The organism is Pseudomonas sp. LH1G9 (genome assembly GCF_002949975.1).
GTDB classification, from domain to species: Bacteria; Pseudomonadota; Gammaproteobacteria; order Pseudomonadales; family Pseudomonadaceae; genus Aquipseudomonas; species Aquipseudomonas veronii.
In genome coordinates this window covers 3,699,505-3,714,403 of sequence record NZ_CP026880.1, presented here as the reverse complement: position 1 = coordinate 3,714,403, position 14,899 = coordinate 3,699,505, and the positions used below count along the sequence as shown (strand labels likewise).

The 14,899-nt window shown below is 61.1% G+C and carries 15 protein-coding genes and 1 tRNA gene; all 16 read right to left on the bottom strand.

The features are described from left to right. Positions 1–13 precede the first annotated feature (13 nt). The 16 genes from C5F70_RS17210 to C5F70_RS17130 all read right to left on the bottom strand — a co-directional run bounded on the left by C5F70_RS17210 (position 14) and on the right by C5F70_RS17130 (position 14,892). Complete coding sequence (locus C5F70_RS17210; RefSeq protein ID WP_104903783.1) at positions 14–1,093, bottom strand: ArsO family NAD(P)H-dependent flavin-containing monooxygenase; 1,080 nt, start codon at positions 1,091–1,093, stop codon at positions 14–16. 229 nt (positions 1,094–1,322) lie between these two features. Continuing rightward, positions 1,323–1,745, bottom strand: coding sequence for an arsenate reductase (glutaredoxin) (gene arsC, locus C5F70_RS17205; RefSeq protein WP_046490310.1), 423 nt, complete (start codon positions 1,743–1,745; stop codon positions 1,323–1,325). A gap of 20 nt (positions 1,746–1,765) precedes the next feature. Beyond that, positions 1,766–2,479 (bottom strand): arsenical resistance protein ArsH, encoded by a 714-nt coding sequence (gene arsH, locus C5F70_RS17200; protein ID WP_017844875.1) that lies wholly within the window; start codon positions 2,477–2,479, stop codon positions 1,766–1,768. Positions 2,480–2,526: 47 nt separating this feature from the next. Then, on the bottom strand, positions 2,527–2,997 hold the full coding sequence (locus C5F70_RS17195) for an arsenate reductase ArsC (protein ID WP_007247285.1): 471 nt from the start codon (positions 2,995–2,997) through the stop codon (positions 2,527–2,529). A 16-nt stretch (positions 2,998–3,013) separates the two neighbouring features. Beyond that, complete coding sequence (locus C5F70_RS17190) at positions 3,014–4,297, bottom strand: arsenic transporter (protein WP_017844876.1); 1,284 nt, start codon at positions 4,295–4,297, stop codon at positions 3,014–3,016. 24 nt (positions 4,298–4,321) lie between these two features. Next, the gene (locus C5F70_RS17185) at positions 4,322–4,678 is read right to left on the bottom strand and encodes a metalloregulator ArsR/SmtB family transcription factor (RefSeq protein ID WP_102618429.1); all 357 of its coding nucleotides are present in this window, start codon (positions 4,676–4,678) and stop codon (positions 4,322–4,324) included. Next, complete coding sequence (locus C5F70_RS17180; RefSeq protein ID WP_017844878.1) at positions 4,675–5,097, bottom strand: arsenate reductase ArsC; 423 nt, start codon at positions 5,095–5,097, stop codon at positions 4,675–4,677. Before C5F70_RS17180 ends, C5F70_RS17185 begins: the two co-directional genes overlap by 4 nt. Positions 5,098–5,632: 535 nt before the next feature. Next, positions 5,633–5,706: transfer RNA gene (locus C5F70_RS17170), tRNA-Gly, on the bottom strand. A 238-nt stretch (positions 5,707–5,944) separates the two neighbouring features. Beyond that, positions 5,945–6,829, bottom strand: a complete 885-nt coding sequence (locus C5F70_RS17165) for an alpha/beta fold hydrolase (RefSeq protein WP_104903782.1) — start codon at positions 6,827–6,829, stop codon at positions 5,945–5,947. A gap of 304 nt (positions 6,830–7,133) precedes the next feature. Then, positions 7,134–7,826 carry a pseudouridine synthase gene (locus C5F70_RS17160; RefSeq protein ID WP_017844881.1) on the bottom strand — a complete coding sequence of 231 codons (693 nt, stop codon included), beginning with the start codon at positions 7,824–7,826 and terminating at the stop codon, positions 7,134–7,136. Further along, positions 7,826–8,038 carry a cysteine-rich CWC family protein gene (locus tag C5F70_RS17155; protein WP_104903781.1) on the bottom strand — a complete coding sequence of 71 codons (213 nt, stop codon included), beginning with the start codon at positions 8,036–8,038 and terminating at the stop codon, positions 7,826–7,828. The genes C5F70_RS17160 and C5F70_RS17155 overlap by 1 nt, the downstream gene beginning before the upstream one ends. Positions 8,039–8,097: 59 nt before the next feature. Beyond that, the gene (gene uca, locus C5F70_RS17150) at positions 8,098–11,721 is read right to left on the bottom strand and encodes an urea carboxylase (protein WP_104903780.1); all 3,624 of its coding nucleotides are present in this window, start codon (positions 11,719–11,721) and stop codon (positions 8,098–8,100) included. 233 nt (positions 11,722–11,954) lie between these two features. Continuing rightward, positions 11,955–12,584: an urea amidolyase associated protein UAAP2 gene (locus C5F70_RS17145; protein WP_017844884.1), complete on the bottom strand. Its 630-nt coding sequence runs from the start codon at positions 12,582–12,584 to the stop codon at positions 11,955–11,957. Between the two features lie 9 nt (positions 12,585–12,593). Next, positions 12,594–13,319 carry an urea amidolyase associated protein UAAP1 gene (locus C5F70_RS17140; protein WP_017844885.1) on the bottom strand — a complete coding sequence of 242 codons (726 nt, stop codon included), beginning with the start codon at positions 13,317–13,319 and terminating at the stop codon, positions 12,594–12,596. Beyond that, the gene (locus C5F70_RS17135; protein ID WP_046490324.1) at positions 13,316–14,080 is read right to left on the bottom strand and encodes an ABC transporter ATP-binding protein; all 765 of its coding nucleotides are present in this window, start codon (positions 14,078–14,080) and stop codon (positions 13,316–13,318) included. Before C5F70_RS17135 ends, C5F70_RS17140 begins: the two co-directional genes overlap by 4 nt. After that, positions 14,077–14,892, bottom strand: coding sequence for an ABC transporter permease (locus C5F70_RS17130; RefSeq protein ID WP_017844887.1), 816 nt, complete (start codon positions 14,890–14,892; stop codon positions 14,077–14,079). The genes C5F70_RS17135 and C5F70_RS17130 overlap by 4 nt, the downstream gene beginning before the upstream one ends. Positions 14,893–14,899: the final 7 nt, after the last annotated feature.

Genomic DNA, 14,899 nt, shown 5'->3' with positions numbered 1-14,899 from the left:
GGGTGTAGGCGCACTAGGCCACGGACGGCTCGTCAAGATAGGTCGCGATCTGATTGACTGTGCTGCGTGCTGTGCGTGTTACACCGATCAGTGTGGCGGAAGCCGAACCTGTCCACTCGCCATAGCCCACCAGCCATAGTCTTGGTTCCAGGATCGAGTGAGTGCCGTCGACCTCAACACGACCTTCAGTGTCGATCACCCCCAGCGTATTCAGATGCTGAAGTGCGGGCCTGAATCCGGTACACCAGATCACTACATCCACTGCAGATTCGGAGCCGTCGGCCCACATCACACCGTCGCGAGTGAAGCGTTCAAAAGGGCGTACAGACTTGAGAACTTCACGCTCACGGGCTTCTACAACTGGCGGCACCATGACAATGTCTCCCAACCCGCCGACGGGCTGATCAATGACACGCCCCTCCTGCTGAGCTTTCAAGCGCTGAGTGGCACGTTCGAATAGCACCCGCCCATCCACTTCATCAGGCAAAAACACCGGCTCAGTAGGCGTCACCCAAGTGGTCTCAGCGACCTTGGAGACTTCTGCCAAAATCTGCGCTCCTGAATTGCCACCACCCACCACCAAAACCTTCTTGCCAGCAAACGCTTGTGCATCGACATAGTTCGCGGAATGCAATTGCCGACCGGCGAATAACTCGGCATCAGGGTAGTGAGGGATATACGGATTGCTCCAAGTGCCGGTAGCGCTGATTACAATCTTTGCATCCCAATACTTGGCGTCAGAACGCACTCGTAAGCCAGACTCTATACGCTCTACAGAAACGGCCCGAACCGGGCGCTCAACCGGGAATAGATAGCGCTGCTCATATTGGCTGAGATAGTCGATCACATGATTTCGCGTTGGATACCCTTCCTGCGCAGGAGGCATCATCCAGCCTGGGATCGAACTCCAAGTGGACGGGGAGAATAAACGCAGCGAGTTCCAGCCATGCCGCCATGCACCACCGGGCTCTTCCTCGGCGTCGAGGATGACAAACGACAGTTGAGTTCGGCGCAGAAAATACGCCACTGCCAAAGCTGACTGCCCCCCGCCAATAATGACTACGTCTAGTTTGTCACGGGCCGAATGAGTCATGGGGGGGAAACCTTAAGTCGATGCTGAACTGTCGCCAGTATAGAGACCCAAGAACGAATCCAATCTGATCTCGATCATCTGTTGAACATGCTAAAGCTGCCATTGGCCAGCCGGCAATTAGGCCTCATGCAAACGGTGAGCGCGGATCAGCCACCGCCAATGACCACTGCATCAAATTTCGAGTTTTGATTCACCAGCATCCCTCCCGGCCCATCTGCTTCACATTGGTTTAAACCCTGCGGCCATTCTCATCAATGACGACTTGTCCGTCTTCTTTGACGAAGCTGCCGCGCTGCTCTTGCGGCAGAAGGTCGAGGACTGCCTCTGAAGGACGACACAAGCGTGTCCCCAAGGGCGTCACGACGATGGGGCGATTGATCAGAATGGGGTGAGCCATCATGGCATCGATGAGCTGATCATCAGTAAGTGACGTATCACCGAGTCCCAGCTCCTCGTAAGGAGTGCCTTTGATACGAAGCAGGGCCCGCACCTCGATACCCATATCCTTGATCAACGTGACAAGCGTGGTGCGGTCAGGTGGGGTCTGTAGGTACTCGATAACAGTCGGCTCTTCTCCGCTGTTGCGGATCAGCTCCAAGGTGTTGCGAGAGGTGCCACATTGCGGGTTGTGGTAGATCGTTATCTGACTCATACAGTTTCCTCGCGGTGACGTTAAATGGAGCGCTGGTTGACGCGCTTGGACAGCTCTTCAGCGGACTCTTTACGCTCGGAGTAGCGATCAACCAAGTAGTCCTGGCGACCCCGCAACAGCAGCGTGAACTTCATTAGCTCTTCCATCACATCCACCAGTCGGTCGTAGTACGAGGACGGCTTCATGCGGCCTACCTCGTCGAACTCGGTGAACGCCTTGGCCACCGAAGATTGGTTTGGGATGGTGAACATCCGCATCCATCGACCCAGTACGCGCAGCTGATTGACCACGTTGAAAGATTGCGAGCCGCCGCAGACCTGCATCACAGCAAGGGTTTTGCCTTGCGTAGGTCGTACAGCGCCAATCGCCAGCGGAACCCAGTCAATTTGGGCTTTGAATACTGCACTCATCGAGCCGTGACGCTCAGGGGAGCACCACACCTGCCCCTCAGACCATTGCATCAGCTCGCGCAGCTCAGCGACCTTGGGATGTGTATCGGGAGCGTCATCCGGCAGCGGCAGACCCGATGGGTCAAAGATCTTGGTTTCAGCGCCAAACTCATTCAGCAGGCGTGCCGCCTCTTGCGTGACTAACCGGCTGAAAGAGCGCTCTCGCGTCGATCCGTACAAAAGCAGAATTCGAGGCTTATGGAGTGACGGTGTACGCGGCTCCAGTTGCTCCAACGACGGAATGTCGATCAGGTCGGTGTGTACGTTCGGCAATGTATCTTGCATATAAACTCCTACCACGGCGCCGGCTAGGACGCCGCCTCGGTTGATCTTTAAAGCGAACCGATGCGGTTCAGTTCAGCTTTCAGTTGGTCAGGGCTCATGGTCTTGAGCGGCAGTGCAAGAAACGCACTCACGCGTTCGTGAATTTTGGCCAGTGTGGCTTCAAACGCTGCGGTTATCTCGGCTTCCGACCCGCTAGCCTCAGACGGGTCGGCCAGCCCCCAATGCGCCTTCAAAGCTGGCCCAAAGAAGATTGGGCATGCTTCACCCGCTGCCCGGTCGCAGACAGTGATCACGATGTCTGGAGGCGAGCCTTCAAAAGCATCCGAAGCCTTGCTGCTCAAGCCCACCGTGGAAATACCCGCCGCCTCCAGCGTCTGCAGTGCCCGTTGATTCACCCGGCCACTGGGAAAGCTTCCTGAGCTGACGGCTTCTACACCCTCGGGCGCCAAGTGGTTGAAAAGCGCCTCGGACAGAATGCTGCGGCAGCTGTTGTGGGTACACATGAACAAGACTTTCATCAGATGATTCCTTGATTCAGAAACTGAGGCGCAGTGCCAGGGCGGACAACGTGGCGACGAGGATGGGCACGGTCAGCACGATCCCGGTCTTGAAGTAGTAACCCCAGCTGATCGTTATGTTTTTCCGGGCCAGCACATGCAGCCACAACAGAGTGGCCAAGCTCCCAATTGGGGTGATCTTCGGGCCCAGGTCGCAGCCGATGATGTTGGCGTAAACCATCGCTTGCTGGACTACACCATCGACTTCGGCGGCATGAATGGATAAGGCGCCTACCAGAACGGTGGGCATGTTGTTCATGATCGAAGACAACAACGCTGTTAGCAGCCCTGTACCCAGGGATGCGCCCCAAACGCCATAACCGGCGAACACGTTCAGGATTTGCGCGATGTGGTCGGTCAGGCCGGCGTTCTTCAGGCCATACACAACCAGGTACATACCCAAAGAAAAAATCACCACCTGCCATGGTGCCTCTTTGAGCACCTTGCTTGTGTTGATGGCGTGACCACGAGCCGCGATGACATAGAGAATGAATGCACAGACCGCTGCAATGGCGCTGATTGGTACCCCCAATGGCTCAATGACAAAGAAGCCGATCAGGAGTAGTGCCAGCACCCACCAGCCGGCTACAAAAGTGGCCCGGTCGTGGATTGCCTCGTCCGGATTGTCCAGTTGGTTGAGGTCATAGGTCTTTGGTAAATCTTTGCGGAAAAACCACAGCAGCATGGCTAATGTCGCCGCCACGCTGACGATGTTTACCGGCACCATGATCGAAGCATATTCGTTGAAGCCGATATCGAAGTAGTCGGCAGAAACGATGTTGACCAGGTTGGAAACCACCAGCGGTAAGCTCGCCGTATCGGCGATAAAACCGGCGGCCATGACGAATGCCAAAGTAGCCGCAGGAGAAAAACGCAACGCCAGCAACATCGCGATCACAATGGGTGTGAGGATCAATGCTGCTCCGTCATTGGCGAACAGGGCCGACACCGCTGCGCCCAGCAGGACGATAAATGCGAACAGCTTGCGGGTGCTCCCGCCTCCCCATCGGGCCACATGCAGCGCAGCCCATTTGAAAAAGCCTGCCTCATCAAGCAGCAAACTGATGATGATGACCGCAATGAAAGTCCCGGTAGCATTCCAGACGATGCGCCAGACCTCGGGTATGTCTGCAAGAGTAACGACGCCTGCCAGCAACGCCACGATGGCACCCAACGTGGCACTCCAACCAACTCCGAGCCCCTTGGGCTGCCAGATGACGAGCACGATGGTGGCGATAAATATCAATACGGCAATCAGCATTTCGTTAATCCGGTTGGGTGTGAATCAACTGCACACGGCCTGATTGATCGGACGGTCGTTCATACCGCACAGGCGTTTAGTCTCGGTTTCCAGCCATTGCTGATTGGCGTCTACGACTTCTTTCAAAACCGCAGTTACCCACGCAGGCAAATCGGGATTCAGGCGGTAGTACACCCACTGACCCTGGCGACGATCCATCAGCAAGCCTGCTGAACGAAGCAGCGCCAAGTGACGAGAAATTTTGGGCTGATTCATCTCAAGAGCGGCTGTCAGCTCGCAGACACATAACTCGCCTTCACTCACGACGAGCATCGTAATTTTGGTTCGGGTGTCGTCTGCCAGGCACTTGAATAGCGTGATGGGGTTCATGGGGTCTGTCATAGATCCTCCAAGTGTTTGGTCTTAAGCAAAACGAAGAGCTTGATGCGCTCGTGGATGTTGTGGAGCGTGTGGCGAAATGCGCCGGGATCATCGCTATTTACTGGGTCAGGAAAGTCCCAGGCAATGACTTCACCTGCGCTGGGCATTGGTAGGCACTCGCTTGCGGATTTATCACAAAGAGTGATTACGTAATCGAATCGATCAGCTTGAAACTCGCTGATGGACTTGCTGCGCAGGCCCGTTGCATCGACTCCAACTGCCTCCAATGCTTGAGTCGTGCGCGGATCAACCTCAGACGGTTCGGATCCTGCGCTGAAGGCCTCGAAGCGCGGGTCGGTGTGCCGCAGCAAAGCCTCTGCAAGCAGGGAGCGGGCTGAGTTGGCAACGCACACGAAAAGCACTTTGATCGCAGGGCTCATGGTTGAACTCGATGTATATGGAAAATCGAATATACGCTTTAGCGAATATTTGGTAAAGCGAATATGACGAATGCTGCTTCGGCTTGAGCCGTAACAGTCCATGTAAAGCGGCATAAAGGAGATAAAAGCATGGAGAGGAAGATGATGATCCAGTCCACGGAGATAGCCAGAGAGCAATGGCAACGCTGTCGCGCTGCGTTGGAATCTGCTGACCTTCCAGCAGACGATATTGATCTTCCAGGCCGAACCTTTTTTGAGTTCACACGATGGCTTTGGTCTGATGCGCGGCGTAGGTAATCTATGATTTCCTGCCTCATGCAGGTCTCACTGCCTAACGCGTATTCACCGTGTCCGATAGTTGACCGTTTGGCGTGCGTTTTCAGAGTTTCTTTATTCACAACCTAATGTGATCGCGGATGGTCGTTCATTGGCACGGAGGGGCTGTGCGATTGGAAAGTAGGCCGGGATGGAGGGAATGCTGATCAGGGATGAGGGGAGGGGCAATCCATATTTGCTGGGGCGTGGTGCTGTGTTGTGGAGCGGGTAGAGGGAATCGAACCCTCAACTAAAGCTTGGGAAGCTTTCGTTTTGCCACTAAACTATACCCGCATTACACATATTTCTTTGCTCACAAAACGGGGTGTCCTATAAGAACCCTCGTTATCAGCTTGGGAAGCTGGAGTAATGCCATTATACGACACCCGCTCAGAGCGGCTGACTTTGTACCAGATGTGCGCCGCGATTTGAAGTTTTTCTTTGAGAAATGTGCAGGTTGCGCGTGTTTGCGTAGGCAACGAGCCGACCGACTGTAGGAGCGGGTATGCTCGCTCCTACAGTCGGCTGTGTTTCAGAGCGCAAAGGCATGCTGCGCCTGGCCCTGGTGATAGCGCAATCGGCTGGTCTGCCGCGCGGGCTTCAGAAAGCCGACCACGGCGTCGCGGCTGTCGCGGCTGGCCGCTTTGTGCTCCATGTCCAGAAAATGCCCGGTCGCCTGGATCGTGCTGAAGCTGCTGTTTGGCACGTATTGCCCGAACAGCTGGGCATCCTCGGCGCTGGTGTATTCGTCCCATTCACCGTTCATGAACAGCACCGGCACGGTGATCTGGCGCGCGGCCTTGAGGTAGCACAGCCGGTCGCTGTTGAGTACGTGGCTGATGTGGAAGTGCATCTGCCCGTATTCGTGCTCGGCCAGGCTGCTGACGTGGCGGTAGTTGAAGCGCTTGAACAGCGACGGCAGGTGTTTGCCGATGGTGCTGTTGACCAGGTGGCCGACGCGGTCGCGGTCGAGCTTGCCGAGGTAGTCGACGCCGCGTTCGAGGTAGTCGCGCATGGGCGCGTTGATCACCGGCGAGAACGAGCTGATCACTGCCTTTTCCACGCGGCGCGGGCGCTGGGCGAGGGCGACGAGGGTGGCGGCGCCGCCCCAGGAGAAGGACAACACGTGTTCGGCGGCGAAGTGGTCGATGAGTTCCAGGAGGATCTGGCCTTCGACTTCCTTCGTCAGCATCTGCTCATGGCGGTTATGGATTTTGGAGCGACCGGCGTAGGGCTGGTCGTACAAAACCACGTTGAACTGCGGGTACAGGCTTTTCACGGTTTGGGCGAAGGAGGCCGTGGTGGCCATGGAGCCGTTGACCAGGATGATGGTCTTTTCAGCCGCGTCCGCGCGATAGAACTCCGTGTAAACCCGATACTGACCCTGTATATCCAACACAGCGATTTCTGGCCTCATGTCGTAAGACTCCTGGCAAGCGGGTAGGGCGCGCAGATCACTCTGCACGAGCTTTGTGACAGGTAGGCATACGCCTTGAAGATGAGCGCCCATGTCGCGCCGATGACGGCTGGCCGACGGGTGTTACCAGGGCGGGTTGTTTGCCGGGAAGGCCCGTGGATCAAGCGCGGGCGCGGCAAGGTGTTTCTTGGAGGTTATAGGCGACTCGCCAGTCATCTTTTGGCTGACGTTTTGATTCAAGCAGTCGGTTCGGGATGTCGCAAGTCGCAGGGATGGGTTTTAGCCATCACCGGCCGAACGGTCGTCAGACCTGGCGGATTTCATCGGCGCTCAACGCTCGATACTCACCGGGCGCCAGCGCGTCATCCAACGCCAGCGGCCCCATGCGTTCCCGATGCAAGCGCAGCACCTTGTTGTCGAAGTGCCCGAACATGCGCTTCACCTGGTGATAGCGACCTTCGATGATGCTCAAGCGTGCCAGGCGAGGCGCCAACAGCTCCAACTGGGCCGGTTGAGTCGTCAGGTCTTCAAACGCGAAATACACGCCCGCCGCGAAGGTGGCGGCGTATTCCGCGCCGATCGGTTGTTCGGTCTCCACCAGGTAGACCTTGGGCAGTTTGGTTGTCGGTTGCGTCAGGCGCCGCGACCACTGGCCGTCGTTGGTGATCAGCATCAGCCCGGTGGTGTTGAAGTCCAGGCGGCCGGCGATATGCAGCTCGTCCTTGTCCGGTTCGTCCAGCCAATCCAGCACGGTCGGGTGCTGGGGGTCGCAGGTGGCGCTGACGCAGCCCTGGGGTTTGTGCAACATGAAATAGCGCGCCGGTTTACCCGCCTGCAGCACCTCATCGTCCACGCACACCCGGCTGAATTCGCGCACCTCGTGGTGAGGATCGCTGACGGGCACGCCATCGACGCTCACCCGCCGTTCCACCAACAGCAGGCGCACTTGCTGGCGATTGAAACGCGGCAGGTTGCTGAGGAATCGATCAACCCGCATTACAACGGCTCAGCCCCGCGCAACTGTGCATCGACCTGGGCACAGCGCGGGCACAGGCAGGCCTGGTTGCGTAATGCATCGGGCAGGGCTTCGAGCACCGCCGGGTCGATGGTGACGCTGTAGCACCAGCAAGCCTGGTCGGCGGTGCGCGGGTCGGCCAGGGCGCAGTCGTTGCGGGCGCCGCAGGCGGGGCAGAGGGTGGCTGTGGTCATCGTTCGGTTCAGGCTGGATCGGGCAGGGCGCCGAAGGTCCCTGCACGATACAGCGCCGCTCAGTCCCGTTCCAGCACCACGACCCGCTGGCCGGCGCCAATCGCGCTGCCGGGCTGCACGGTGATTTCCCGCACCACTGCGGCGAACGGCGCCGGCAGCGCGATCTCCATTTTCATCGACTCCAGCACCACCAGCACATCGCCGGCCGCGACGCGTTCGCCCACCGCCACCCGGACCTGCCACAGATTGCCCGCGATATGGCTGTCGATGCTGTGCTCGTTGGCCTTCAGCGGCGTGTCCTGCGCGAGCGGCGCTGGCGCTTCCTCGCTGTCGAAGTGCGCCTGGCCGCTGGCGATCCAGCGTTCGCGCTCGGCATTGAACGCCTGTTGCTGGTGCTCACGAAACGCATCGATACCGGTGGCTTCACGCGCCAGAAAATCCTGGTAGTCCGCCAGGTTCAACACGCTGTCCTCGATGTGCAACGCAAAGCGCCCCAGCGGAAAGTCCCGACGAATCTTTACCAGTTCTTCGGCACTCACCGGGTAGAAGCGGATCTGGTCGAAAAACCGCAGCAGCCACGGCTTGCCGTCGAAGGCCGCGACTTCGCGATAGCGGTTCCACATCTGCAACGTGCGCCCGACGAACTGATAACCGCCGGGGCCTTCCATGCCGTACACGCACAAATACGCGCCGCCGATGCCCACCGAGTTCTCGGCGGTCCAGGTGCGGGCCGGGTTGTATTTGGTGGTCACCAGGCGATGACGCGGGTCCAGCGGCGTGGCCACCGGGGCGCCGAGGTAGACATCGCCCAGGCCCATCACCAGATAGCTCGCTTCGAACACGGTGTGGCGCACCGCGTCGAGGTCGGCCAGGGCGTTGATGCGGCGGATGAACTCCAGGTTGCTCGGGCACCACGGCGCGTCCTTGCGCACGGTGGTCATGTATTTGTCGATGGCCAACTGGCACGCCGGGTCATCCCAGGACAGCGGCAGGTGGACGATGCGCGAAGGCACTTGCAGGTTGGGCGTGGCGCACACGGCCGTCCATTCGCCGCTGATCAGCGTCAGCAGGTCGGCCAGGGGCAATTGTTCCGGCTGGTAGTGGACCTGCAGCGAGCGGATGCCCGGCGTCAGGTCGATCACGCCGTGCCGTGCGTGGGTTTCGAGGGCCTGCATCAGCGCGTGGGCGCGAAAGCGCAGCACCAGGTCGAGCTCGGGCGCGCCGATTTCCAGCAGCAGGTGGGTGTCGCCGGCCAATCGGGCAACCAGACGCGTATCTTCCTGGCCGATATCCAACACCACAGGCGACGCGGGCCAATGTGGGCGCGGGCTTGTGCGCGATGGCATCGCCTCGGTGTTGCTGTGAGCGCGCGTCGCCTGCATCGCGGGCAAGCCTGGCTCCGGCATTTGATCCCATTTCAGCGCGAGATCGCGGGCGGTCTCGAGGCTCACCGCTTCGAAGCGCAGCTTGTCGCCGGCCTTGAGTTGCCCGAGTTGCCACAGGTCGGCTTCGATCACCGTCACCGGGCACACGAACCCACCCAGGCTCGGCCCGTCCGGCCCGAGGATCACCGGCATGTCCCCGGTGAAATCCACCGCGCCGATCGCATAAGGGTTGTCGTGGATATTCGACGGATGCAGCCCGGCCTCGCCGCCATCGGTACGCGCCCACAACGGCTTGGGGCCGATCAACCGCACGCCGGTGCGGCTGGAGTTGAAATGCACTTCCCACTGTGTGGCGAAGAAGGTGTCGATGTACTCGGGCCGGAAGTATTCCGGCGCGCCGTGGGGGCCGTAAATCACCCGTAGCGTGCGGACCTGCGCCAGCGGTTGCGCGATCAGTTGTTGCCCTGCGGTGACGTCGACCAGCGGCAACAGATGCAGCACGTCGCCCGCGCGCAACGCGCGCCCGCCATGCCCGCCGAACTGGCCCAGGGTGAAGGTGCTTTGGCTGCCCAGGTAGTCCGGCACCTGCAGCCCGCCGCGCAGGCACAGGTAACTGCGCGCGCCGGCCCCGGCGAGGGTACCGAGGCTCAACCGCGATCCGGCTTCGATCCGCAGCGTGGTATTCATCGGCACGGGGTGATCGTCCAGCAGCAGCGGAATCTCCGCCCCCGTCACCGCCACCACGGCAGCGCAGTTGAAGCGCAACAGTGGCCCGCTCATGGTGATCTCCAAGGCTGCCGCGCCTTCGCGATTGCCCAGCAGACGATTGCCCAGGCGCAGCGCGCGGCTGTCCATCGGCCCCGACGGCGGTACGCCCACGGCCCAATAACCGAGGCGTCCGGGATAGTCCTGCACGCTGGTTTGCGTGCCCGCGCTGAGCACTTCGAACGTGTGGGCAACGTAGACCAGATCTTCCAGGCAGCGCGTCCACGGATGGCCGCCGGCAAAAGGCGCGGCCAGCAGGATCTGGCGCAGGTAATCGCGGTTGGTTTCCACGCCGTAGAGCTGGCTGTCGCTCAAGGCGCGATGCAAATCCAGGCGCGCCTGTTCGCGGGTGGGTGCCCAGGTGATGAGCTTGGCGATCATCGGGTCGAAGTACGGCGGGATCTCACAACCGGCTTCAACCCAAGTGTCGATGCGCAAGCCTTCGGCCTGCGGAAAATCCACGCAGGTCAACAGCCCCGGGCTCGGCTGGAAATCGCGGCCTGGATCTTCCGCATACAAGCGTGCCTGGATCGCATGGCCCTGGGGCTTCAACGCCAACTCACTCAATGGCCGCATGTCTCCCGCCGCCAGTTGCACCATCCAGCGCACCAGGTCCACGCCCCACACTTGTTCGGTGACGCCGTGTTCCACCTGCAACCGCGTGTTCACTTCCAGGAAGTAGAAGCGACTGTCTGCGCTATCGAAGATGAATTCCACGGTGCCGGCGCTGCGGTAGTTGACCGCCTTGGCCAGGGTGATGGCGGCCGAGCACAGGGCTTCGGCCATGCCTTCGGGCAGGTTCGGCGCCGGGGTTTCTTCGAGGACTTTCTGGTTGCGCCGCTGCACCGAACAATCGCGCACGCCAAGGGCGATCACCTCGCCCGCGCCGTCGCCGAACACCTGCACCTCCAGGTGGCGAGCGTGCTCGATGTACTTCTCGATAAACACGCCGGCATCGCTGAAGTTGTTCTGGCCCAGGCGCTTGACGGCGTCGAAGCACTCGTTCAACTCCGCGGCGTGGCGGCATACGCGCATGCCGATGCCGCCGCCGCCGGCGGTGCTCTTGAGCATGACCGGGTAGCCCACGCGGTCGGCGGCGAGCATGGCGGCGTCGAGGTTGTCGAGCAGTTCGCTGCCTTCGAGCAAGGGGAGGTGGTGTTGCTTGGCCAGCGCCCGTGCGGTGTGCTTGAGGCCGAATACGCGCAGCTGGTGCGGGGTCGGCCCGATAAAGGCGATGCCGGCGTTTTCGCAGGCTTGCGCGAAGGCGGCGTTTTCCGAGAGAAAGCCGTAGCCGGGATGAATCGCCGTGGCGCCGCTGGCCTTGGCGATGGCGAGGATTTTGTCCACCGCCAGGTAGGTGCCGGCCGCGGCGCCTTCACCGAGGCTGTAGGCTTCGTCGGCGTGTTGGATGTGCAGGCTGGCCGCATCGGCTTCGGCGTACACGGCGACGCCCTTTACATGCAGCTCGCGCAAGGTGCGCAGGATGCGGCAGGCGATGGCGCCACGGTTGGCGATCAAGAGTTTTTCGAACATGGCAAAACCCTGCGGGCCGTCCCGCAAAGTGAAGGAGCACTGCGGTCGTCCGCAGTGCATGTCGTGAGTGTGGGAGGGGGGGCTCCCGATGGTGGTGAGCCAGTGGGTGCGTGTTTGGCTGACTTGCCGCCATCGGGGGCAAGCCCCCTCCCACAGGGTTCAGCGGTTTTGAAGACACTGCCCGGCTCGGGCCTGGCAGAGTGCAAATAACCAACTGCGCAAGCGCTTGAGTGTCAGTTCCATACAAGTAACTCCGCAGGCGTCGGGTTGTAGGCGTTGCACGGGTTGTTCAATTGCGGGCAGTTGGAGATCAGCACGATCACGTCCATCTCGGCGCGCAGGTCGACGTATTTGCCGGGGGCGGAAATGCCGTCTTCGAAGGTCAACCCGCCGTCGGCCGTGACCGGCACATTCATGAAGAAATTGATGTTCGGGCCAATGTCGCGTTTGCCCAGGCGACCGTCATGGGCGCAGGCCCGCAGGTAGTTGTCGCGGCAGCTGTGCATGTAGCGTTTTTCCAGGGCGTAGCGCACGGTGTTGCTCTCTTGGGCGCAGGCGCCGCCGAGGGTGTCGTGGCGCCCGCAGGTGTCTGCGACGAGGGTCAGCATCGGCTGGCCGAGGTTGGAATAGAGCACGCTGCCGGCGCCCAGGTACACGCTGTTCTGGCGGCGCAAGGTGCGTTGCACGTCGTAGCGCTCGCGCGGGTTTTTCACGCTGAAGAACAGCGTGTCGACCGCCTGGTTGCCCTCCAGGTCAAGGATGCGCAGGGTCTGTCCGGCCTTGACCTCCATCAGCCACGGCTCGCCGGCGGGAATGGTGGCGCGGTACACCGCCGTGTCGGGTTGTTTCAGTGCGATAGACATGGCAGCTCCTCAGGCGAACAGACGGTCGGTGTTGATAAAACCGCGCGCGTTTTCCGGGCGCGAGGTGCGGCAGTGTTCGGCGACGCTTGGGTCGGCGTTCATCCAGCTCAGTTTCAGCGGTTGCGGGGCGTAGTCGGGGTTGGGGTCCATCGGATGCTGCAGCGCGGTGAGCACCACCAGGGTGTCCATCGGTGCGTAGAGTTCGATGTAGTCGCCCGCCTTGGAATTGCCCGGCACGAAATGCAGGCCACCGTTGTCGTCCACGCTGACTTTGCTGAACAGGTTGAGGGTCATCAGCAGGTCGGACAGCCCCAGGCCCCACTTGCCCAATTCCACCAGCAGGTTGTCGGTGCCGTTGCGATAGAAACCGTTGCGCAGTTCCTGATAGCGACCCTGGCCGTACTTCTCGGCCACCTCGGCCGCGCACAGCACGCCGCCGATGCTGTCACTCCAGCCGCAGGTGTCGGCGGTGATGGCGGCCAGCACGCGGCCCATGTCCGAGTACAGGCAATGGCCGCGGGTGAGCTTGGCGGTGTGTTGGCATTTGAGGCTGTCGGGCAGGTTCAGGCGTTCGGTTTTTTCGTTCGCGTTGAGCAGGGTCAGGCTGACGTTGGCGCCGCCGCGCAGGTCGGTGAGGCGCAGCAGTTGACCGCGCTTGAGCACGAAGGAACGGTGGCCGCCGCCGGGCAGTATTTCTTCGGCGAACGGCGGGAACAATTGAGTCGAATCGGTCATTTGGAAGTCGCTCCAAGTTCGGCGGCGAGCGCCTTGCGCCGCTCGCTGTTCAAAGGGATGTCGTAGGTGATACGGGCGCCATAGGCGCCGGGGGCGTGGGGGTCGACGCGGACCTTGTCAAACACCAGCAGGCGCGTGCCGAGGCTGAAGCCTTCGCTGAGGTCGTGGGTGACCATGAACACCGTCAGCCGGGTTTCGCGCCACAGTTCCAGCAGCAACTGGTGCATGTCTTTGCGGATGCCGGGGTCGAGGGCGCCGAAGGGTTCGTCCAGCAGCAATACGCGCGGTTTCATGATCAGGGCCTGGGCGATGGCCAGGCGTTGTTGCATGCCGCCGGAGAGCTGCGCCGGGTACTTGTCCAGCGCGTGGCCGAGGCCGACTTTGTGCAACAGCGCGGCGGCCTGTTCGCGCGCGGCTTTTTTGGCTTTGCCGAACAGCCGTCCGAGCAACGGCGCGCGCGGCAGTTCGAGGCCGAGGGCGACGTTGTCGAGCACGCTCAGGTGCGGGAACACCGAGTAGCGCTGGAACACCACGCCACGGCTGGCATCCGGTTCGCCGGCCAGCGGTTGGCCGTCGAGCAGGATGTGGCCCTTGCTCGCGGTTTCCTGGCCCAGCAGCAGGCGCAGAAACGTCGATTTGCCGCAGCCGGAGGTGCCGACCAGGGTGCAGAATTCGCCCTCGGCGACCTGCAGATTCAAACCCTCCAGCACCACCTGATCGCCGTAGCGCTGCCACACATTGTTGACGCTGATAAAGCTCATGCCCGCGCTCCTTCGTACCAGGGGAACGCGCGCCGGGTCAGGGCCTTGAGGCCCCAGTCCATCAGCCAGGCGAGCAGTGTGATCCACACCACGTAGGGCAGGATCACGTCCATCGCCAGGTAGCGGCGCACCAGGAAGATCCGGTAGCCCAGGCCGTCGGTGGAGGCGATGGCTTCGGCGGCGATCAGGAACAACCACGCCGAGCCCAGCATCAGCCGCAGCGAGATCAGCAGGCGCGGCAGCAATTGCGGCAACACCACGCGCAGCATCAGGGTCCAGGTCGACGCGCCGAGGGTCTGTGCCTTCACCAGCAGTTCCACAGGAATTTCGCGTGCGCGCTGTTCCAGGTCGCGGGCTAGGCACGGGGTGACGCCGATGACGATGAGCATCACCTTGGACAATTCCCCCAGGCCAAACACGATGAACAGGATCGGCAGGATCGCCAGCGGCGGCACCATCGACAGTACCGTCAGCAACGGCGACAACGGCGCGCCGAACAATGGCAACGTCCCGGCGGCGATGCCCAGGCACAGGCCGGCGAGGGCACTGATGCCCAGGCCGAGCGCGAGGCGGCGCAGGCTCGACGCGCTGTCCTGCCACAGCACGTATTCGCCGGTGCGGCTGTCGGCGCTGAATGCCAGGCGCTTGACCGCCTCGAGCATTTGCCCGGCGCTGGGCAGCAGTTTGTCGTTGGGGTTATCCGCCAGGCGCTCGGCCGAGCCCACGAAGTAGGCGAACAGCAGCAGGGCGAACGGCAGCAGCACCAACAACAGGCGGCTGGAGCGGTCCGGGTGACGGTTGATCAGGCGCATGGCCGGG